Source organism: Sphingomonas phyllosphaerae (assembly GCF_036946485.1).
GTDB classification, from domain to species: Bacteria; Pseudomonadota; Alphaproteobacteria; order Sphingomonadales; family Sphingomonadaceae; genus Sphingomonas; species Sphingomonas phyllosphaerae_E.
On the sequence record NZ_JAQIJA010000005.1, the window covers coordinates 1,503,309 to 1,523,295 of the forward strand.

Sequence of the window (19,987 nt, forward strand, 5' to 3'; positions counted from 1 at the left end):
GGAAGGGGTCAGAGGCCGGTGCGCAGCGAGACGAAGAACTGGCGCGGTGCGCCCGCGAGCAGCGTCTGGTTGTCGCCGCTGCCGGTGAAGCCGTTCGAGCCGATCGTCGAGACGTAGCGCTTGTCGAGCAGGTTGGTGGCGCTGCCCTCGATGCGGACGCCGTGCAGCCCGCCGAGGTCGCCGATCGTGTAGCCGATCGTCGCATCGACCAGCACGCGGTCGCCGACCGACCGGTCGTTGGTGTAGGTGAAGTAGCGCTTGCTCATGTAATCGGCGCCGACGCGCACGAGGAAGCGGTCGTCGTCATAGACGATCTCGCCCTTGGCCATGTGGCGCGGGCTGTCGACGACGGTCTTGCCGCGCGTCGCGGTGATGAGCGCGCCGTTTGCGCCGAGCACATTGTCCTTATATTCGGAGTGATTGTACGAAAAGGAGGCGAAGATCGAGAGCGGGGGCGCGATCTTGTAGAGCGCGGTCGCCTCCGCGCCGTAATTCTCGACCCCGCCGACGTTCTGGAGCGTCACCGGATTGCCGACGATCCCGGCGCCGTTGGTATAGGCGAGCAGCCGGTTCGAGAAATCGACGTAATAGCCCGCGATCGAACCCTGGAACCCGCCGGCGCGGAAGCGAACGCCGGCCTCGGCGGTCTTCGATTTCTCCGGGCGCAACCGGCCGCGGATCGCGTCGAAGCCCTGCTGCGTGGTCGCGAACGGCGAGGCGCCGACCGCGGCGGAGACGAAGGCGCGCATGTTCTCGGTATAGGTGACGAACGCCTCGGCCGGGCCGAAGCCGTAGACCGCGCCGAGCTGCGGCAGGAACCAGTCGCGTGCCTCGATCTGGCCGCTGGCCAGCGCGCCCGTGGCGGTCAGCACGATCGGGGTCGCCTTGTTGGTGACCTCATAACCCTTCCACCCGCCGGTCAGCGTCAGCTGGCCGAGCGTCAGGCGGTCGCTGACATAATAGAGCTTGGTGTCGGTCTGGAAATCGACGTCGAATTGCGTCGCGAACGGGTTTTTCTGGAACGACAGCACGTTGCCGGAGAAGGTCGAGCCGGCCGCGACGCCGTAGAAGCGCCGCGCGTTGCGGAAGCTGTTCGATTCGTACCAGCCGCCGAGTTCGAGCGTGTTGGCACCGGTCTCCACCTTCAGCCGCACGATCGTGCCGCCACGGTTGATGTCATATTCGGTGGTGCGGATCGACAGCGGCGCGCCGCCGGGGGTGGCGAGGTACGGCGTCACCCACACGCCCTGTCCGTGGTTGTCGTGATAATAGCCGGTCACCGACAGCGTCACCGCCTCGGTGAGCGGGGCGTCGAGCGTGATCCCGGTCAGATAGTCGCGGCGCAGGCCGGCGGCGTCGTAATAAGCGTCGTCGACCGACGTGTAGGGCGACGGGAAGGTCAGCCCGGCATTCGGATAGGGCAGCGCCGCGGTCGCCGAGCCGGCGCGGGTCACCTGATTGTTGTAGATCTGCGCGAATTGCAGCGCCCGCGCATAATCTGGCGCGAGATTGTCGGCATCATAGCCCAGCCGCCGGATCATATCGAGGCTGAGGTCCTGATAGTCGTTTTCGCGTCGGTCCGAGAAATTGAAGAAGGCGCTGATCGACCCGCGCGCGCCGATGTCCTGCACCAGCTTGGCGTTCGCCTGATGCTGGCGCTGGACGCCGTCGCCCTTCCACTTGCCGGCCTCGAGATAGCCGTAGCTGAGATAGCCGCGCAGCCCGTTGCCGGTCAGGTCGCCGCTGTCGACGCGCACGAAGCCGCGGTACGTGTCGTTCGAGCCGTAGGTGCCCGACGCCGCGATCCCGAACGCGTCCGACGGGCGGCGCGAGGTGAATTGCAGCGTGCCGCCGAGGTTGGAGGTCGACGCCTCACCCAGCGCGCCCGCGCCCTGCGCGACGGTGGTGGTGCCGACGTTCTCCGAGATGATCGCGCGGCTGATGTGCAGGCCGTTGGCGTTGCCGTAGCTCATGTCACCGAGCGGGATGCCGTCGAGCGTGAAGCCGAGCTGGTTCTGGTTGAAGCCGCGCAGCGAGATGCGGCTCGACCATTCATAGGCCCCGAACGCGTCGGCGGACTGGAAATTGACGCCGGGCAGCTTGGCGAGCGCCTTGAGCGGAGTGGTGCCGGGGGTCTGGCGTTCGATGTCGACGGCGGTGATCGTCTGCACCTGCCGCGCCTGCCCGAAGCCGAGCACGACGACTTCGCTGCCCTGCGTGTCGGCGGGGGTGTCGATGGCAGGATCGGCGGCGGTCGCGGCGGGCGGCGTGTCGGCGGCGAGGGCCGGAGTGGCGGTCACGGCGAAGAGCGCACTGCCGGCAAGCAGCATCGAACGGAACATGGTCTTTCCCCTTGGTCGCCTGCGCCTTGGCGGCGCGGCGTTGAGGGTCCCTGCGCGCAAGTCGTTGCGAGCGCGTGACTATATGGTTGCCGATTCATTACCGTCGGCGGGCTTGCGACAATGCGGCCTGCCTCACCTCGTCATCCCGGACTTGATCCGGGATCCCGCTTCTTGCTTCCGTCGCGAAGAAGCGGGGCCCCGGATCAAGTCCGGGGCGACGAGCAATAGGCGCGGCGCTACGCCATGACGTTGCGGCCGCGCGCGACGGTGGCGGTGTGGCCGATCGTCCCGGCGGTGCTGCGCTTCGTGATCGTGTCGACCATGATCCAGTCGTTGCGGACGCGCTCGGCCTCGATCGTCAGCGCCATATAGCCGCGGCGCGACGTGTCGCACCATTTCAGCTCCGGGTTGGTGCGGACCAGATCGGCGGCGATGCGGCGCGGATCGTAGCCGGTGCCGCTCTCGAACCCCGGCGAGGTGACGCTGTGGCCGGCGAATTCGACCGCAGCGGCGTGGCCGTCCTGCGCGAGGTCATAGGCCCAGGCATTGTGGCTGTCGCCCGAGATCAACACCGTGTTGGCGCCGAGCTGCTGTGCCTTGCGCAGGAAGCGCGCGCGGGCGGCGGGGTAGCCGCCCCAATTGTCGAAGTTGAACGGCAGCCCCGCCTTCGCAGCGGCAATGCCCGCGGTAACGTAGCTGTTCTGCTTGCCGTTCATCCACGTCTCGGCATCGGCGGGCATCATCGTCTGCCCCATGATCGTGCCGAAGCCGACCACCTGCCAGCGCCGACCGCTGCGTACCGACGCGGCGAGCGCGTGGTCGAGCCAGCTTTCCTGCTGCCAGCCCATCATCGTCGCGCCGGGATCCTGCCACGCGCCGTCGCGGAACGCGCGCAGCGCGGCGGCGGGGTCGGCGGCCTTGAACAAGGCGTCGAGATCGGGCTGCTGCGTGCGCCCGAGCAGGCGAGTTTCGGTGCGGAACAAGGTGGCGAGCGCGCCGATGTCGTAGCTCTTCCACGGCTCGTCCGAGACCGGCATCCATTCGCGATACGCCTGGATCGAGGCGGCACGGCGCTGGTTCCAGTCGCCCTCGGTCGCAGGATCGTGGTTCTGCGCGCCGCCTTCCCAACTGTCGTTAACGCTTTCGTGATCGTCCCATTGCGCGATCATCGGCAGCCGAGCGTGGAGTGCCTGAAGATCGGCGTCGGCGCGATAGCTGGCGAAACGCTGGCGATAGTCGGCGAGGTGGACGGTTTCGCCGAGCGGCTGCGGCAGGCGGCCAGCGATCAACTCGGCGGTCTTTGGATAATGATCGGGCGCATATTCGTAGAAATAGTCGCCGAGGTGGATCGCGCAGTCGAGATCGTCGCGCGCGGCGGCATGGCCATAGGCGTTGAACCAGCCGTAGCCGAGGTTCGAGCAAGAGAAGATCGCCGCCCGCCATGGCCGCACGCCGTCGGCGGGCAGCGTGCGGGTGCGGCCGATCGCCGAGCGCGTGCCGTCGGGCGCGACGAAGCGGAACCAGTACCAGCGATCGGGGGCAAGGCCGTCGGCGGTGAGCTTGACGGTCCAGTCGCGCCACGGGCCGGTGATCTGCGCGCCGACGACGCGCGCGCCGGTCATGTCGGCCTGTTCGGCGATCTCGGCGGTGACCTCGCCCGCGCCCGCCATCACGCAGCGCGTCCAGAGCAGCACCGAGTCCGGCCCCGGTTCGCCGCTGGCCACCGAATGGGTGAAGCCGCGTGCGGCGTCGGCGTCGGCGGCGAACAGGGGTGCGGCGGTCAGCGCACCAACGCCGGCGAGCAGGGAGCGACGGGAGACGAGCACGGGCGAACCTCTTTTCTGTGCAGTCGGATCGCGGCGCGGATGGGCGCGGTTTGTGGAGGCTTGATGACAAACGGTGTCGCGCCGACCTTTTCGCGACCGGGCAGGGGCTTGGCGGCGATGCGGTGCGTTGCGCCACTTCCCGACATGACCCGAGGTGAACCGGCGTGCCCCGATTTCTGATCGCGCAGAGCGAAACTCCCGAGGAGCGTGAGGCGCGGCGCGCCCATACCGGGCAAAGCTCGGGCGAGAGTTATGCCGATACTCTGGCGCAGATGGTGCCCGATGCCGAGATCGCGATCTGCCAACCGGCCGACGACGACGCACCGGCGTTCGCGCCCGCGCAACTGGCGGCGTATGACGCAGTGTTCCTGACCGGATCGCCGCTCCACGTCTACGACGACACGCCCGAGGTACGCCGCCAACTCGCATTCATGCGCGCGGTGTTCGCGTCGGGCACGCCCTCGTTCGGATCGTGCGCCGGGCTACAGGTGGCGGTGGCGGCGGCGGGCGGCACCGTGCGCAAGATGCCCGAGCGGATGGAGGCCGGCTTCTCGCGCCGGATCGTCGCCACCGCGGAGGGACGAGACCACCCGCTGCTCGCCGGACGGCCTGCTACCTGGGATGCGCCCGCGGTGCATGGCGACGAGGTCGAGAGTTTGCCGCCGGGCGCGACGCGGCTGGCGGGCAATGCGGTGACGCACGTGCAGGCCGCCGAGATCCGCCACGACAAGGGCGTGTTCTGGGGCGTGCAATATCATCCCGAACTGTCGCTGGACGAGATCGCGATCGCGCTGCGGCGGCAGGCGGACGGGCTGGTCGAGGCGGGGCTGGCGGAGACCCAAGCCGAGGTCAAGGAGCGCGCCGACGTGATCGCGGCGCTGCACGAGACGCCGGAGCGGCGCTCGCTGCGGTGGCGGCTGGGGGTGGACGGCGAACTGGCGGACACCGACGCGCGGCGGCGGGAGATCGCGAACTTCCTTGCGGCACTGCCGACGATCGATCGGCGCGGCGCGCGGTGAAGGTTGCGAAGTTGGCGCCAAAGCGGGGTGGCGACGCAGGCGGACCGGCCGCTCGCTAGGCTGCGGGGCGCTCGCCGATGCCGCGGCAGCGGTCGGAGCAATATTTGACCTGTTCCCAGTCGCGCGCCCACTTCTTCCGCCACGCGAAGGGACGGTGACAGCTCGCGCAGACCTTCTCGGGCAGTTGCGGTTTCTTGTGCGCCATCGCCGCTGAACCCGTTTGGCGCCTACTGCGATCCGTGCCAGCGTGCTGGCCGAGTGGATTTGCGAGAGGATGCAGGATGATAGCCATGGATGCGATGCGGCCGGGGCGGCGCGCGGTGCTGGCGGGGATCGCGGGGGCGGGGCTGTGCGGCTTCGCCGATCCGGCGCCCGCGGTGACGCTGCGGCGGATGACGCCCGCCTTCGACCGGATCATCGCGCCGGGCACGCGCGTCGAGGTGATCGCGCGCGATATCCAATGGGCCGAGGGGCCGGTGTGGGTGCCGGATGGCGGCGGTTATCTGCTGTTCTCCGATCCGCCCGCCAACATCGTGCGGCGCTGGTCGCGCGGCGGCGGGGTGGCGACGTTCCTGTCGCCGTCGGGCGCGCCCGATCCCGACCGCACGGTCCTGCGCGAGCCGGGCGCGAACGGGCTGGCGCTCGATCGCGGCGGGCGGTTGCTGATCGCGAACAGCGGCGGGCGGTCGATCGATCGGGTCGACCTGAAATCCCGCCGTCGGACGGTGCTGGTCGATCGCTACAAGGGGAAGCGCTTCAACAGCCCCAACGACATGCACGTCGCGCGCGACGGCGCGATCTGGTTCACCGACCCGCCCTATGGCTTGGCGGGTGATGATCGCTCGCCGGCCAAGGAGCTGACGATCAACGGCGTCTATCGCTGGCGCGAGGGTGGGGAGGCGGTGTTGGTCGACGGTTCGCTGACCCGCCCGAACGGCATCGCGCTCTCGCCCGACGAGCGGCGGCTGTACGTCGCGGTCTCCGATCCCGACGATCCGCGCGTCATCGCCTACGACCTCGGACGCGATGGAATGCCGACCGCATCGCGCGTGCTGGTGTCGGCGAAGGCGGGACACGCGCAGGGCAAGCCGGGGCTGCCCGACGGGATGAAGGTCGCGCGCGACGGAACCCTGGTCTGTTCGATGCCGGGCGGGATCATGTTCCTGACCCCGGACGGCGAGCCGATCGGGCTGATCGAGACGACGACGCCGGCCGCCAATGCGGCGTTCGGAGAGGGCGGGGCAGCGCTGTACGTCACCAACAACCACGAGGTTCTGCGCATCGCGTTGCGGCCCGGATGGCAGCGTTGACAGACTGGGGTTGATCTCCCACTGAATCGGTGTACTTTGAGCGGGACGATGGCGCTCTGCCATCGACCATGAAGGGGATGTGCGTTGATGAAGAAGATCGTTGCGGGCATGTCCGCGGTGGCGCTGGCGCTCTCGCTGGCGGCGTGCGGATCGAAGACCGACACCGCCAATGACACCGCGCTGAATGCCGAGGTCGGCAACGACGTGGCGCTGAACGAGACGCTGCCGGCCGACGAGAACCTGTCGGATGCGGGCGCGCTGCCGCTCAACGCCACCGACGGCAACGTTGCGGGCGCCGCGACCACCAACGCGCTCTGATGAAATCGCGGGCGACCCGCCAAGGGGTCGCCCGCCACCTGTCACCGTCTGGAGTTGCTCCCTAGACGAAACTGGTCCGGTGTCCCCCAGCGGCGCCGGGCCTTTTGTCTGTCTTTGTCATCCCGGACGCTTCGACAGGCTCAGTAGAGCCTTGATCCGGGATCCCGCTTCTTTCTTTTTCCGAGCGTAGTGAAGAAGCGGGGCCCCGGATCAAGTCCGGGGCGACGGATCATGCATCTGGCGAGCGATCAGGCGGATGCGGATGCCGTGAGCAGCGCGTCTTCGCCGGGCGCGAGCGCCGGCTCGGTTTCCGCGATCCAGCCGCCGCCCAGCACCCGGTCGCCCGCGTACAGCACTGCCGCCTGCCCGGGGGCGACGCCATATTCCGGTGCGTCGAACACCAGCCGATCGCCCGCCATCCGTGCCGGTACCGGCCTGGCCATCGACCGCACCTTGGCGGTCAGTGGGCCGTCGAGCGGACCGAGGACGTTGAGGCGCTCGAGTCGGGCCGCCGCGACCGCCAGCGCGGCGCGCGGTCCGACCACCACGCGTCGCGCTTCCGCGTCCAGCCGGACGACATAGAGCGGTTCGGCGGTGCCGCCGATCTCCAGCCCGCGCCGCTGCCCGACCGTATAATGGACGAGTCCGCGATGCTCGCCGAGCTTGCGACCGGCGAGGTCGACGATGTCGCCGCCGGTCGCCGCCTCAGGGCGCAGCTTCTTGACCAACGACGCGTAATCGCCGTCGGGGACGAAGCAGATGTCCTGGCTGTCGGGCTTGTCGGCGACCAGCAGCGCGAGTTCGGCGGCGAGTTCGCGCACGCGCGGCTTCGGCAGGCCGCCGAGCGGGAAGCGCAGGAAATCGAGCTGTTCCTGCGTGGTGGCGAACAGGAAGTAGCTCTGATCGCGTGCCGGATCGGCGGCGCGGTGTAGCTCGGCCCCGGCCGCGCCCTCGACCCGGCGCACGTAATGGCCGGTGGCAAGGCAATCGGCGCCGAGATCGCGGGCCAGCGCGAGCAGATCGGTGAACTTCGGCCCCATGTTGCACTGGACGCACGGGATCGGAGTGCGGCCGGCGAGATATTCGTCGGCGAAGGCGTCGACCACGTTCGCGCGGAAGCTGCTCTCGTGATCGAAGACGTAGTGCGCGATCCCCAGCTTGTCGCAGACCGCGCGCGCGTCGCGAATGTCGCGCCCCGCGCAGCACGCGCCGGCGCGCTTCGTCGCCTCGCCATGATCGTAGAGCTGGAGCGTGACGCCGATCACCTCCGCGCCCGGTTGACGCGCGGCGAGCGCCGCCACCACCGAACTGTCGACCCCGCCCGACATCGCCACGACGATGCGGCGCGCACCGGGCGCGAGCTGGAATTCACCGCTGTCCATGATGGCGGGCATCATACAGCCACGGACCGTCCGGCGTAAACCGAAATGAACGAACCGTTTCTCTTGGCTTTACCGGGCTTTCAGACCGGTGCGGCTATGTCGGGGGTATGACAGCCGAAACTCCCCCCGCCGACGTGCCGCTGCTGTGCAGTCTGCGCGCGCGCCAGCTTTCCTCGCGGACCGCGCAGGTCGCGCGCGCTCTCGACGATCCGGCCCGCCCGACCGGGGGGGCCTTCAACGCCCATGCGGCGGCGGCGCTCAACAATTGGAAGCAGCCGTGAAGAGCTCGTTTACCGCACCGCTTTAGGGGCCGTTCAATCCATCGCCGTTACGCGAAAGTCACGACATGGAGATGGGGTCGCGGCCCCGAACCGAGGTTTGGAATGATCGAACAACAGAACACAAGTCGCCCTGCCAAGGTCATCGGTCCGCTGGGGGAACCGTTGACGCTCGACACGCTGCCGCCGTCGAACACCACCCGCTGGGTCGTGCGCCGGAAGGCCGAGGTGGTCGCAGCGGTCAACGGTGGATTGCTGAGCGTCGACGACGTCTGCACGCGCTACGGCCTGACGGTGGAGGAATTCGCCGGCTGGCAGCGGGCGATCGATCGTTCGGGGATGCCGGGGCTGCGGGTGACCCGCATCCAGCATTACAAGTCGCTGTACGAACGACAGCAGAAGTTCTGAGCCACGACGGCGCGTCCCGCCCCGGCACAGGCGAGCGGGACCCCGGAGAAAAACCTTGCGACAATATGGATTACGCGGCCGGAACAATGTGACGGTCTCGTGAGTAATTCCCGCCAGAGCAGCCACTCCGGGCGCATCTGAGGGGAGTTCTATCATGGGTATCATTCTCTGGCTTATCATCGGCGGTGTCATTGGCTGGCTGGCCAGCATGATCATGCGCACCGACGCACAGCAGGGTATCTTTCTGAACATCGTCGTCGGCGTGGTCGGCGCCTTCATCGGCGGCCTTATCTTCTCTGGCGGTTCGATCAACAACGCGCCGCTGACGATCTATTCCTTCCTCGTCTCGCTGCTGGGTGCGGTCGTCCTTCTGGCGATCGTCAATCTGGCCCGTCGCGGTCGCGTGCGTTAATCGCACGAACGACCCAGGTCTGACGACAAGGCGGCCGCCCGGTGATCCGGGCGGCCGCTTTTGTTTTGTGAGGTTCGAGGGAACGTGTGCGCGCATGCTTTCGTCGCCCCGGACCTGATCCGGGGCCCCGCTTCTTCTTGCCGGGAGAAGAAGGAAGCGGGATCCCGGATCAAGTCCGGGATGACGTAGTGGCGATTACTTCAGCAGGAAGCGGACGTTGACGCTGGCGGTGACGTCGGTTTCGCCGGGCAAGACGACGGTTTCCGCGTCGGACTGGACGGCCGCGCGCGCCATCATCGGCATCGGACGGGGGCGGTCGCCGCCGTTCTCGCCGGCTTCGTTGATCGCCACGATCCGGGCCACCGACATCCCCGCCGCCTTCGCATATAGTTCGGCGCGTGCGCGTGCCTTGGCGATCGCCTGCGTCCGCGCCTCGTCGAGCGCCGCCTCGGGATCGGAGAGCGACAGGTTCGGTCCGTCGATCTGGTTGGCCCCGGCGCGCACCAGCGCATCCAGCACCGCGCCGGCCCTGGCGATGTCGCGGAAGCGGATCGCGACCGAATTGCTCGCCTGATAACCGGTGATGACCGGCGGCTTGCCGTCCTGATAGCGATATTGCGGCGACAGCGCGACGTTGCTGGTCGACAGGTCGCGCGCCGCTAGCCCGGCGGCCTTCAGTGCCTTGACCACCGCGTCCATCCGCTGCGCATTCTCCGCCAGCGCGGCGGCGGCGACCGGCGCCTGGGTCACCACGCCGGCGGTGATCGTCGCGAGGTCCGGCGTGCGCGAGACGCGGCCCGTGGCGGTGACGTCGAGCACGGTACCGTCAGGGACGACCGTCGCCATCGGCAGCGCGACCTGCGCCGCGGCCGGTACCGCCACGACACCGGCGGCGGCCATCGCCAGCAAGGGCAACATTCGGTTCATGCAGAAAAAACTCCCTTGATCCAGGTGAGAACGCCTCTGCCCTGATGCGTCGGAATGCAAGATGAACGGGACAGGCCGTTGTATTCACGATAAGAGCCTGCCGCCGCGCGCCGCTTGTCACGGTGACGTAGGCGTGTAATACACGCCGGGGCGCGAAAGGGGAATCATGACGTACCAGGGCGGGGAGATGCAGGGCGAACAGCTGGTGCTGGAGGATCGTTCGCCACGCACGCGGCGTCGCTGGTTGCTGATCGGCGGGCTGGTGGCGCTGATCGCCGCCGGTATCGCCTGGTATGTGCTCCGTCCCAAGGGAGAGGAAGCACCGCCCGCCACCGCTTCCAGCCAGGCGCCGGCGGTGACGGTGATCGTGCCGGGCGCGCAGTCGGTCGCGCGGATCATCAGCGCGACGGGCACGCTGGCCGCGACGCGCGAAATGCCGGTCGGCGTCGCGGGCGAGGGCGGGATGGTCAGCCGCGTGCTGGTCGAGCCCGGCCAGTGGGTGCGCGCCGGGCAGGTGCTGGCGACGATCGACCGCTCGGTGCAGGCGCAGACCGCGCAGTCGCTGGCGGCGCAGATCAACGTCGCCAAATCCGACCTGACGCTGGCGCAGGCCGAGCTGGAGCGTGCACAGAGCCTCGTCGATCGCGGCTTCATCTCCAAGGCCGACGTCCAGCGCCGCATCGCGACCCGCGACGCGGCGCGTGCGCGCCTCCAGGTGGCGCAGGCGACCTTGTCCGAGCAGCGCGCGCGCAACGCACGGCTTGACATCCGCGCGCCGGCCGCCGGGCTGATCCTGACGCGCGGCGTCGAGCCGGGGCAGATCGTCAGCTCCGGCTCGGGGATGCTGTTCCGCATGGCCAAGGGCGGCGAGATGGAGATGCGCGCGCAGCTCGCCGAGGGCGATTTGCAGGTGGTGCGCGTCGGCTCGCCCGCGAAGGTGGTGCCGGTCGGCGACACGCGCGCCTTCCCCGGCAGCGTCTGGCAGGTCGCGCCGGTGATCGACCCGCAGACGCGGCAGGGGATCGCGCGCATCAAGCTGTCCTACGATCCCGCGCTGCGCCCCGGCGGCTTCGCGAGCGCGACGATCACCGCGGGCGGCGCGCGCCAGCCCGAGCTGCCGCAGTCGGCGTTGCTGAGTGACGAGAAGGGCAATTACGTCTATATCGTCGACGCGCAAAACAAGGTCGAGCGGCGCGCGGTGACGCTGGGTACCGTCGCCGACGATCGCGTCGCGATCGCCAGCGGCCTCAACGGCGACGAGCGGGTCGTGCAATCGGCCGGCGCGTTCCTGAACCCCGGCCAGACGGTGCGTCCGCAACGCGCCAAGCCGACCGCGACGCGGTAAGAGGACGCACGTCATGGGCTTTCGCAACATCTCCGCCTGGTCGATCCGCAACCCGGTGCCGTCGATCGTCCTGTTCCTGATGCTGACGGTCGCGGGGATCGTCAGCTTCGTGCGGATGGACATCAACGAACAGCCCGACATCGACTTTCCGATCGTCTCGATCGACATCACCCAGCCGGGCGCGGCGCCCAGCGAGCTGGAGACGCAGGTCACGCAGCGCGTCGAGGCGGCGGTGCGCTCGCTGGAAGGGATCGACGAAATTCAGTCGTTCGTGTCCGAGGGCACGTCGACGACGATCGTCCAGCTCGACATCGGCACGCCGATCGACCGTGCGGTAAACGAGGCGCGCGACGCGATCACGCAGATCCGCGGCAACCTGCCCGAGGGGATTCTCGAGCCGCAGGTCGCGCGGGTGAAGATCAACGACAACGACCTCGGCAGCTATACTGCGGTCGGTACCGACATGACGCTGGAACAGCTCAGCTGGTACATCGACAACACCGTCACCAAGGAGCTGATGTCGGTGCCCGGCATGGGCGGGGTGACGCGCAACGGCGGGGTTAGCCGCGAGATCCGCGTGATCCTCGACCCCGCGCGGCTCGCCGCGCAGGGGCTGACCGCCAGCCAGATCAACGCGCAATTGCGGCAGGTGAACCTCAACGCGCCGGGCGGCCGCGCCGAGATCGCAGGCGCCGAGCAATCGGTGCGCGTGCTGGGCAATGCGCATACCGCCTATGAGCTGGGCCAGTTGCAGATCAACGTCGGCAACGGCCGCACGGTGCGGCTGTCCGACGTCGCGACGGTGCGCGACCTGTATGCCGAGCAGCGGTCCGCCGCGTCGGTCGACGGGCGGCAGGCGCTGTCGTTCGATTTCACGCGCGCCAAGGGCTATTCGGACGTCACCGTCTTCCGCGAGGCGAAGGCCAAGCTGGAGGCGCTGGAGAAGCGCAACCCGCAGGTGCGCTTCAAGATGCGGCTCGACGGGTCGAAATATCCGCTGGAGCAGTTCAAGACCGCGATCCATGCGATGATCGAGGGCGCGATCCTGGCGGTGATCGTCGTGTTCCTGTTCCTGCGCGACTGGCGCGCGACGATCATCTCGGCGCTGGCGATCCCGCTGTCGGCGATCCCGGCATTCTGGTTCATGGACCTGATGGGCTTCACGCTCAACAACATGACGATGCTGGCGCTCAGCCTGGTGGCGGGCGTGCTGGTCGACGACGCGATCGTCGAGATCGAGAACATCGTCCGCCACATGCGGATGGGCAAGAGCGCGTATCAGGCGTCGATCGACGCCGCCGACGAAATCGGGCTGGCGGTGCTGGCGACGACGATGGCGATCGTCGCGGTGTTCCTGCCGGTCGGGCTGATGCCGGGGATCGCCGGGCAGTTCTTCAAGAATTTCGGGCTGACCGTCGTCGCGGCGGTGCTGATGAGTCTCGCGGTGGCGCGGCTTATCACCCCGATGGTCGCGGCGTACTTCCTGAAGGCCGGCGGGCATGTCGAACATGGCGGCGGCTGGCTGCTGAATACGTATCAGAAGCTGCTGATCTGGACGCTCGACGGCACCCGCGCGGCGCGCGCACGCGCCAAGGGCGGGGTGCACCGCGTCGTCGGTTACTGGCGCGATCATCGCGTGTGGATGATCGGCGCGGGCGTGCTGGCGTTCGTGGCGACGATCGCGATGTTCGCGACCTCGCCGCTGACCTTCCAGCCGGCCCGCGACATGCCGCGCTCGACGGTGACGATCACGATGCCGCCGGGCAGCACGCTCCAGACGACGCAGGGCGTGGTCGATCAGGTCTATGCCGTGCTCAGCAAGCAGCCCGAGGTGGAGAGCATCTACACCCGGACGCTGGTCGGATCGGGCCGCGTCACCGCGCAGCTGCGTGAGAAGCGCACCAAGACCTCGACCGAGTTCGAGCGCGCGCTGGCGCCGGAGCTGGCGAAGATCGCCGACGCGCGCGTCAACTTCCAGTCGCAATTCGGCTGGGGCGACAACAACCGCGACGTCTCGATCACGCTGGGTGGCGACGATCCGGTCGTGCTGCGGCAGGCCGCCGACCGGCTGGTCAAGGAGATGGGGACGGTGCCGGGGCTGCTCGCGCCGCGCATCGCGGGCGATCTCAACCGGCCGGAGATCATCATCAAGCCGCGGCTCGACCTCGCCGCCAGCCTGGGGGTGACGACCTCGGCGCTGTCGAACGCGATCCGCATCGCGACGATCGGCGACATCGACCAGAACAGCGCGCGCTTCTCGCTCAACGACCGGCAGATCCCGATCCGCGTCGCGCTGGAGCAGAGTTCGCGCTCGCGGCTGGCGACGATCCAGAACCTGCCGGTGCAGACGCTGACCGGCGGCTCGGTGCCGCTGAGCGTGGTCGCGGAGATCGGCTTCGGCTCGGGTCCGACGCGTATCCAGCGCATCAACCAGCAACGCCAGCTGACGATCGGCGCCGACCTGAGCCCGGGGCAGACGATCAGCGTGATGCTGCCCAAGGTGAAGCAGCTGCCGGCAATGAAGAACCTGCCGCTGGGCGTGGGCGAGCTGAACGTCGGTCAGGCCAAGTGGCAGATGGAGATGCTCCAGAACTTCGTCGTCGCGGTCGTCGCGGGCGTGTTCCTGGTCTTCTCGGTGCTGGTGCTGCTGTACCGTCGCCTGCTGCCGCCGCTGGTCAACATGGCGTCGCTGACGCTGGCGCCGCTCGGCGGACTGATCGCGCTGCGGCTGACCGGCAATCCGCTGTCGATGCCGGTGTTCATCGGCCTGCTGATGCTGCTGGGGATCGTTGCCAAGAACTCGATCCTGCTGATCGACTTCGCCTTGGAGGAGATGCAGGCGGGCGTGCCGTCCTATGATGCGATCGTCGATGCCGGGCACAAGCGCGCGCAGCCGATCGTGATGACCACCGTCGCGATGGTCGCGGGGATGGTGCCGACCGCCTTGTCGCTGTCGGGCGACGGGGCATCGCGCGCGCCGATGGGGATCGTGGTGATCGGCGGGCTGATCGTCTCGACCTTGCTGACGCTGCTGATCGTGCCCGCGGCGTTTTCGCTGGCGATCGGGGTCGAGCGGCGGGTCGGGCCGTGGCTGGGGCGGCGGTTGCTGACCTATCGTCCGGGGGACGAGGGTCCGGTGATCGAGCACTCGCCGCAGGATGCGATCGGCGCGCCGCACGGGCGGATCCCGTTCCGGGGTGAGGGGTCGCATCCGGCGGAGTGAGGGACGGCTGACCTGACACATGCAAGTTGTGGGTGTCGGCCGGCTGCCGACACATTCGACGGACATGGGCGCCTGCCTGCGCAGGGGCGACGGGCAGGGCGGGTTCGTCATTGTGGGCGTCGCTTGAACTTCGCGGGCGATCGGGGATTGTTACGGGGATGATCGTCCGCGCCGCCCCTCCGCCCGCCGCCCTCGTCAGGATGCGGCGCGTCGCGGGGCTGTTGCTGGTGGCGATGGCGGTGGCGTTCTTCGCGTCGCGCGCGCTGGAGCCGCGGCATCCGGGCTGGGGATTCGTCCGCGCCTTTGCCGAGGCGGCGATGGTCGGCGGGCTGGCGGACTGGTTCGCGGTGACCGCATTGTTCCGCCATCCGCTCGGGCTGCCGATCCCGCATACCGCGATCATCCCGCGCAACAAGGACCGGATCGGCGACCAGCTCGCGCAGTTCCTGCGCGAATATTTCCTGATTCCCGCGGTGGTCGCGCGGCGGATGCAGCGGATCGACGTCGCCGCGGCGGCGGGGCGGTGGCTCGCCAACCCGCGCGGGGCGGGGGGCAGCCGGCTGACGCGCGGCATCTCGCGGCTGGCGACCGAGGTGTTGCAGGCGCTCGATCAGGAACGGCTGGGCGGGATGGTGCGCGCGATGATGGTGACGCGCGTCCGCGAGACCGAATTGTCGCCGATGCTGGGCCGCGCGCTGGCGGCGGCGATGGCGGAGGAGCGGCATCGCCCGGTGATCGACGCGCTGGTGCGCTGGATGCGCGGGGCGCTGGGGTCGAACGAGCATCTGATCCGCGCGATGGTCCACGACCGCGCCGGCACGGTGCTGCGCTGGACCGGGCTGGACGAGACGCTGGCCAACAAGATCATCGACGGGCTCGACAAACTGGTCGCGGAGATGGCCGATAACCCCGAACATCCGCTGCGGCTAAAGGTCGAGGAAGCGATGGCGAGCGTCGCCGAGCGGCTCCAGCACGATCCCGAGATGCGCGCGCGCGTCGAGACGGTGAAGATCGAGCTGCTTGAAAATCCGGCGATGCAGGACTGGATCAACGGGCTGTGGGAGCAGGCGCGCGCCGCGATGCTGCGCGCCGCGCGCGATCCCGACGCGTTGATGGCCGGCAAGCTGGGCGAGGCGCTGCACCAATTGGGCGCGACCTTGCAGGACGATCCGCGGCTGGGACGGATCATCAACCGCTTCGTGCGGCGCGCGGCGGTGGGCGCGGCGGCCGATTATGGCGATGCGATCGTGCGGCTGGTCTCGGAGACGGTGCGCGGCTGGGATGCCCAGACCGTGACGCAGCGACTCGAAAATGCGGTCGGCAAGGATCTGCAGTTCATCCGCATCAACGGGACGCTGGTCGGCGGGCTGGTCGGGGTGGTAATACACAGTGTCGACGTACTTTTGTGAGTGAACGATCACAAAAGTGGTACGCGCGCGGAACGATTGCCGTGCTGGGCGCTTGTGACGTCATGAGCTTTGCCGCATGGATCGACCGATGAGTGCGGCTGCCGACTTCAGCATGGATCATGACGGTGCCTCGGGCGCCGGCGGGCAGGTGGTGCGCGTGACCGGCGACCTGTCGCTTGCGCGGCTGGGCGATCTGCCGAGCCGGCTCGAGAAGCAGGGCGGGCAGGTGGCGGTCGTCGACCTGTCCGCGGTCGAGCGGATCGACACGATCGGCGCATGGGTGATCCATCGCTTCGCGCGCGAACACGGTGCGCGGATCGAGGGGCTGAGCGGCGACGGGCAGAATCTGCTGGAGCAGGTGCAGGCCGCCGACCAGCCGGTGCAGATGCGGCCGCAGTCGCGCTCGCCGTTCCGCCGGGTGCTGGCGGAGATCGGCGAATCGACCGCCAATTCGGCGCGCACCGCGCTGGGCCTGCTCGGCTTCATGGGCGCGACGGTGATCGCGTTCGGCGGGATCATCCGTCACCCCAGCCGCTTCCGGTTCAACGCGACGGTGCAGCGCTTCGAGGTGGTCGGCGTCTCTGCACTGGCGATCATCGGGTTGATGAGCTTCCTGATCGGCGTGGTGATCGCGCAGCAGGGCGCGGTGCAGTTGCGCCAGTTCGGCGCCGAGGCGTTCACGATCAATCTCGTCGGCCGCATCTCGATGCGTGAGCTGGGCGTGCTGATGACCGCGATCATGGTCGCGGGGCGATCCGGATCGGCCTTTGCGGCGCAGCTCGGTACGATGAAGCTGACCGAGGAGATCGATGCGATGCGCACGATCGGCGTCTCGCCGATGGAGGCGCTGGTGCTGCCGCGCACGATCGCCGCGATCGTGCTGATGCCGCTGCTCGGTTTCTACGCCGCGATCCTGTCGGTGTTCGGCGGCTGCCTGTTGTGCTGGTTCGCGCTCGACATCCCGCCGATCGCGTTCGTTGCGCGAATCCGCGAAGTGGTGCCGATCACCGACGTGTTCGTCGGGTTGATCAAGGCGCCCGTCTTCGGCGCGATCATCGCCGTCGCCGGCTGCTTCCAGGGAATGCAGGTGAAGGGCGATGCCGAGCAGGTCGGTTTGAAGACCACCTCGGCGGTGGTGCAGGCGATCTTCATGGTGATCGTGGTCGACGCGTTCTTCGCGGTGTTCTTCGAACAGATCGGCTGGATTTGATGCCGCAGCATAACGCCAGCCGCCCCGACGACGCGCCGATCATCAAGGTGACCGGACTGCGCAACGAATTCGGCGACCAGCTCATCCACGACAACCTCGATCTCGAGGTGCGGCGTGGCGAAATCCTGGGCGTGGTCGGCGGGTCGGGGACCGGCAAGTCGGTGCTGATGCGCTCGATCATCGGGCTGCAATCGCCGAGCCGCGGCGAGGTCGAGGTGTTCGGCGAGCCGACGCTCGATCGCAGCGAGCTGGAGACGGTCGAGATCCGCAAGCGCTGGGGCGTGCTGTTCCAGGGCGGTGCGTTGTTCTCGACGCTGACCGTCGCCGAGAACGTGCAGGTGCCGCTGCGCGAGTTCTACCCGGACCTCGACCTCGCGCTGCTCGACGAAATCGCGTCGTACAAGGTGGTGATGACCGGGCTGCCGGCGGATGCCGGGCCGAAGTTTCCCGCCGAGCTGTCGGGCGGCATGAAGAAGCGGGCCGGGCTGGCGCGCGCGCTGGCGCTCGATCCGGAACTGCTGTTCCTCGACGAGCCGACTGCCGGGCTCGACCCGATCGGTGCGGCGGCATTCGACGATCTGACCAAGGCGCTCCAGAAGACGCTGGGGCTGACCGTCTTCCTGATCACCCACGATCTCGACACGCTCTACGCGATCTGCGACCGCGTCGCGGTGCTGGCCGACAAGCGCGTGATCGCCGTGGGGACGATCGAGGAGTTGCTGGCGCTGGACCATCCGTGGATCCAGGAATATTTCAACGGGCCGCGCGGCCGGGCGGCGGTCGCCTCGCAGGAGCGCAGTGCCGCGCACGACGCCGCCGCGCATCCGACCGAGGTGACGCAGCTGCAAAGCGGGCAGCGCTCGCAGGGCGGCATGGCGGACGATTATGCGCGCGGCGCGGAAACGGTCGAGCACGGCAGGTCGGCCGGCGCCACCGGGTCGAGCGAGAGGGGCTGAGAGATGGAAACGCGTTCGAACCATGTCCTCGTCGGCGCGGTGGTGCTGATCCTGCTGGCACTGGTGGCGGTGTTCACGGTGTGGATCGCGCGGATCGGCGGCGCGGAAGAGCGTGATTACGACATCTTCTTCCGCCAGGCGGTCGACGGGCTGGCCAAGGGGTCGTCGGTCACCTTTTCGGGCGTGCCGTCCGGGCAGGTGAAGAGCATTTCGCTGTGGAAGCCCGACCCGCAATATGTGCGCGTGCGGATCAGCGTGAACAACGACACACCGATCCTGCGCGGCACCACCGCGACGATCCAGGGCAGCTTCACCGGCACCAGCACCGTCAGCCTCGACGGCGCGATCAAGGGCGCGCAGCCGATCACCTGCCCCGAAGGCGACGCCGCCAAGAGCGTCTGCCCGCTGGGCGTGCCGGTGATCCCGACCAAGACCGGCGGGATCGGCGCGATCCTCAATTCCGCGCCGCAGCTGCTGGAGCGGCTGTCGACGCTGACCGAGCGGCTGACGGGGATGCTGAGCGACCGCAACCAGGCGTCGATCGCGGGCATCCTCGACAACACAAACCGGCTGACCGACGCGCTCGCCGATCGCGGGCCGGAGATCGCCGCGACGCTGGCGCAGACGCGGATCGCGATCCAGCAGGCGGGCAATGCCGCCGAGCAGATCGGCGCGCTGGCGCAGACCACCAACGGCGTGCTGGCGAACGACGTCCAGCCGGCGATGGCCAATCTCAACAAGGCGATCACCTCGGCGCAGGCGAGCGCGGACACGCTCAATGCCGCGATCGGCGACGCGCGGCCGGGGCTGACGACGTTCAGCAAGCAGACGATCCCGCAGGTCAACCAGCTGGTGCGCGACCTGCGCGTGACCGCCGCGTCGCTGAAGTCGATCAGCGAGCGGGTGGAGCAGGGTGGCGCCAGCTCGCTGGTGGGGCAGCCGGCGCTGCCGGACTATAAGGGGAAGTGACCGTGCGTGCTTTGGCGAACAAGCTCCTGATCGTCGCGGCGCTGGTGCCGCTGGCCGGCTGCATCCGCTTCGGCGCGACGCCGCCGCCCTCGCTGCTGACGATTGCCCCTCAGGCGCAGCCGGCGGCGGGCGCGGTGCAGAATTCGGCGACCGGGCGCGCGATCGTGATCGAGGTGCCCGCGGTACCGCAGTCGATCGCGGGGACGCGCGTGCCGGTGCAGGCCACCGATACATCGCTCGCCTATGTGAAGGACGCGCAATGGGCCGAGCCGCCGGCTCGGTTGTTCGCACGGCTGCTGTCGGACACGCTGACCGCGCGTGCCCAGATGGTGGTGCTGTCGCCGGCGCAGTCGTTCGACGCGCCGAGTGCGACGCTGGGTGGCGAACTGCGGACCTTCGGCGTCGATGCGGTGCAGCGGCAGGCGGTGGTGACCTATGATGCGTCGTTTACCCCTGCGGGCAAGCCGACCGTCGAGAAGCGCCGCTTCGAGGCGCGGGTGCCGGTTGCCACGATCGACGCGGCGCAGTCGGGGGCGGCGCTGAGTCAGGCGGCCAATCAGGTGGCGCAGCAGGTGTCGGATTGGGTCGGCGGACAGCGCTAGCTGGCGGCGGGGCGGTCGACGGCGAGGTCTTTGCAGGCGCCTGATTACCGA

18 protein-coding genes are annotated in these 19,987 nt (G+C 68.6%); 13 read left to right on the forward strand and 5 right to left on the reverse strand.

What is annotated here, in order from left to right; translation table 11 throughout:
• Positions 1-8: 8 nt before the first annotated feature.
• On the reverse strand, positions 9-2,342 hold the full coding sequence (locus PGN16_RS15740) for a TonB-dependent receptor domain-containing protein (protein ID WP_335310294.1): 2,334 nt from the start codon (positions 2,340-2,342) through the stop codon (positions 9-11).
• Positions 2,343-2,578: 236 nt separating this feature from the next.
• Positions 2,579-4,168: an alkaline phosphatase D family protein gene (locus PGN16_RS15745; RefSeq protein ID WP_443019655.1), complete on the reverse strand. Its 1,590-nt coding sequence runs from the start codon at positions 4,166-4,168 to the stop codon at positions 2,579-2,581.
• A gap of 164 nt (positions 4,169-4,332) precedes the next feature.
• Between PGN16_RS15745 and PGN16_RS15750 the strand changes: the two genes are divergently transcribed.
• Positions 4,333-5,187, forward strand: coding sequence for a type 1 glutamine amidotransferase (locus PGN16_RS15750; protein ID WP_335310295.1), 855 nt, complete (start codon positions 4,333-4,335; stop codon positions 5,185-5,187).
• 55 nt (positions 5,188-5,242) lie between these two features.
• Here the strand turns inward: PGN16_RS15750 and PGN16_RS20275 are convergent, their stop codons facing one another.
• Positions 5,243-5,479: a DUF2256 domain-containing protein gene (locus tag PGN16_RS20275; RefSeq protein ID WP_443019656.1), complete on the reverse strand. Its 237-nt coding sequence runs from the start codon at positions 5,477-5,479 to the stop codon at positions 5,243-5,245.
• Here PGN16_RS20275 and PGN16_RS15760 point away from each other — a divergent pair.
• Complete coding sequence (locus PGN16_RS15760) at positions 5,469-6,497, forward strand: SMP-30/gluconolactonase/LRE family protein (RefSeq protein WP_335310297.1); 1,029 nt, start codon at positions 5,469-5,471, stop codon at positions 6,495-6,497. The two genes, PGN16_RS20275 and PGN16_RS15760, sit on opposite strands and share 11 nt — an antisense overlap.
• A gap of 87 nt (positions 6,498-6,584) precedes the next feature.
• Entirely contained in the window at positions 6,585-6,815 is a 231-nt protein-coding gene (locus tag PGN16_RS15765; protein WP_335310298.1) for a hypothetical protein, read from the forward strand.
• Between the two features lie 248 nt (positions 6,816-7,063).
• Here PGN16_RS15765 and mnmA read toward each other — a convergent pair whose 3' ends face one another.
• Positions 7,064-8,197, reverse strand: coding sequence for a tRNA 2-thiouridine(34) synthase MnmA (gene mnmA / locus PGN16_RS15770; protein ID WP_335310365.1), 1,134 nt, complete (start codon positions 8,195-8,197; stop codon positions 7,064-7,066).
• A gap of 107 nt (positions 8,198-8,304) precedes the next feature.
• On the opposite strand from mnmA, the gene PGN16_RS15775 reads away from it, so the two are divergent.
• The 3 genes from PGN16_RS15775 (at position 8,305) to PGN16_RS15785 (ending at position 9,295) form a co-directional block, all read left to right on the forward strand.
• Positions 8,305-8,478, forward strand: coding sequence for a hypothetical protein (locus tag PGN16_RS15775; protein WP_335310299.1), 174 nt, complete (start codon positions 8,305-8,307; stop codon positions 8,476-8,478).
• A 102-nt stretch (positions 8,479-8,580) separates the two neighbouring features.
• Positions 8,581-8,883, forward strand: coding sequence for a CtrA inhibitor SciP (gene sciP / locus PGN16_RS15780; RefSeq protein WP_335310300.1), 303 nt, complete (start codon positions 8,581-8,583; stop codon positions 8,881-8,883).
• 154 nt (positions 8,884-9,037) lie between these two features.
• The gene (locus tag PGN16_RS15785; RefSeq protein WP_310102462.1) at positions 9,038-9,295 is read left to right on the forward strand and encodes a GlsB/YeaQ/YmgE family stress response membrane protein; all 258 of its coding nucleotides are present in this window, start codon (positions 9,038-9,040) and stop codon (positions 9,293-9,295) included.
• A gap of 195 nt (positions 9,296-9,490) precedes the next feature.
• On the opposite strand, the gene PGN16_RS15790 is transcribed toward PGN16_RS15785, so the two are convergent.
• Positions 9,491-10,222 carry an SIMPL domain-containing protein gene (locus tag PGN16_RS15790; protein WP_335310301.1) on the reverse strand — a complete coding sequence of 244 codons (732 nt, stop codon included), beginning with the start codon at positions 10,220-10,222 and terminating at the stop codon, positions 9,491-9,493.
• A gap of 166 nt (positions 10,223-10,388) precedes the next feature.
• On the opposite strand from PGN16_RS15790, the gene PGN16_RS15795 reads away from it, so the two are divergent.
• From PGN16_RS15795 to PGN16_RS15825, 7 genes are all read left to right on the forward strand, one after another.
• Positions 10,389-11,567 carry an efflux RND transporter periplasmic adaptor subunit gene (locus PGN16_RS15795; protein WP_335310302.1) on the forward strand — a complete coding sequence of 393 codons (1,179 nt, stop codon included), beginning with the start codon at positions 10,389-10,391 and terminating at the stop codon, positions 11,565-11,567.
• Positions 11,568-11,580: 13 nt separating this feature from the next.
• Positions 11,581-14,790, forward strand: coding sequence for an efflux RND transporter permease subunit (locus PGN16_RS15800; RefSeq protein ID WP_335310303.1), 3,210 nt, complete (start codon positions 11,581-11,583; stop codon positions 14,788-14,790).
• 158 nt (positions 14,791-14,948) lie between these two features.
• Positions 14,949-16,199, forward strand: a complete 1,251-nt coding sequence (locus tag PGN16_RS15805) for a DUF445 domain-containing protein (RefSeq protein ID WP_335310304.1) — start codon at positions 14,949-14,951, stop codon at positions 16,197-16,199.
• 88 nt (positions 16,200-16,287) lie between these two features.
• Complete coding sequence (locus PGN16_RS15810; protein WP_335310305.1) at positions 16,288-17,409, forward strand: ABC transporter permease; 1,122 nt, start codon at positions 16,288-16,290, stop codon at positions 17,407-17,409.
• Positions 17,409-18,365 (forward strand): ABC transporter ATP-binding protein, encoded by a 957-nt coding sequence (locus PGN16_RS15815; RefSeq protein ID WP_335310306.1) that lies wholly within the window; start codon positions 17,409-17,411, stop codon positions 18,363-18,365. The genes PGN16_RS15810 and PGN16_RS15815 overlap by 1 nt, the downstream gene beginning before the upstream one ends.
• 3 nt (positions 18,366-18,368) lie before the next feature.
• A complete protein-coding gene (locus PGN16_RS15820) occupies positions 18,369-19,334 on the forward strand; it encodes an MlaD family protein (RefSeq protein WP_335310307.1) in 966 nt (321 codons plus the stop codon).
• Between the two features lie 11 nt (positions 19,335-19,345).
• A complete protein-coding gene (locus PGN16_RS15825) occupies positions 19,346-19,936 on the forward strand; it encodes an ABC-type transport auxiliary lipoprotein family protein (RefSeq protein ID WP_335310367.1) in 591 nt (196 codons plus the stop codon).
• Positions 19,937-19,987: the final 51 nt, after the last annotated feature.

Bases quoted from the DNA above. Each gene is read 5' to 3' on its own strand.
- PGN16_RS15740 (WP_335310294.1), bottom strand. From the start codon at position 2,342: ATGTTCCGTTCGATGCTGCTTGCCGGCAGTGCGCTCTTCGCCGTGACC.
- PGN16_RS15760 (WP_335310297.1), top strand. From the start codon at position 5,469: ATGATAGCCATGGATGCGATGCGGCCGGGGCGGCGCGCGGTGCTGGCG.
- PGN16_RS20275 (WP_443019656.1), bottom strand. From the start codon at position 5,479: ATGGCTATCATCCTGCATCCTCTCGCAAATCCACTCGGCCAGCACGCT.
- PGN16_RS15765 (WP_335310298.1), top strand. From the start codon at position 6,585: ATGAAGAAGATCGTTGCGGGCATGTCCGCGGTGGCGCTGGCGCTCTCG.
- mnmA (WP_335310365.1), bottom strand. From the start codon at position 8,197: ATGGACAGCGGTGAATTCCAGCTCGCGCCCGGTGCGCGCCGCATCGTC.
- PGN16_RS15775 (WP_335310299.1), top strand. From the start codon at position 8,305: ATGACAGCCGAAACTCCCCCCGCCGACGTGCCGCTGCTGTGCAGTCTG.
- sciP (WP_335310300.1), top strand. From the start codon at position 8,581: ATGATCGAACAACAGAACACAAGTCGCCCTGCCAAGGTCATCGGTCCG.
- PGN16_RS15785 (WP_310102462.1), top strand. From the start codon at position 9,038: ATGGGTATCATTCTCTGGCTTATCATCGGCGGTGTCATTGGCTGGCTG.
- PGN16_RS15790 (WP_335310301.1), bottom strand. From the start codon at position 10,222: ATGAACCGAATGTTGCCCTTGCTGGCGATGGCCGCCGCCGGTGTCGTG.
- PGN16_RS15795 (WP_335310302.1), top strand. From the start codon at position 10,389: ATGACGTACCAGGGCGGGGAGATGCAGGGCGAACAGCTGGTGCTGGAG.
- PGN16_RS15800 (WP_335310303.1), top strand. From the start codon at position 11,581: ATGGGCTTTCGCAACATCTCCGCCTGGTCGATCCGCAACCCGGTGCCG.
- PGN16_RS15805 (WP_335310304.1), top strand. From the start codon at position 14,949: ATGATCGTCCGCGCCGCCCCTCCGCCCGCCGCCCTCGTCAGGATGCGG.
- PGN16_RS15810 (WP_335310305.1), top strand. From the start codon at position 16,288: ATGAGTGCGGCTGCCGACTTCAGCATGGATCATGACGGTGCCTCGGGC.
- PGN16_RS15815 (WP_335310306.1), top strand. From the start codon at position 17,409: ATGCCGCAGCATAACGCCAGCCGCCCCGACGACGCGCCGATCATCAAG.
- PGN16_RS15820 (WP_335310307.1), top strand. From the start codon at position 18,369: ATGGAAACGCGTTCGAACCATGTCCTCGTCGGCGCGGTGGTGCTGATC.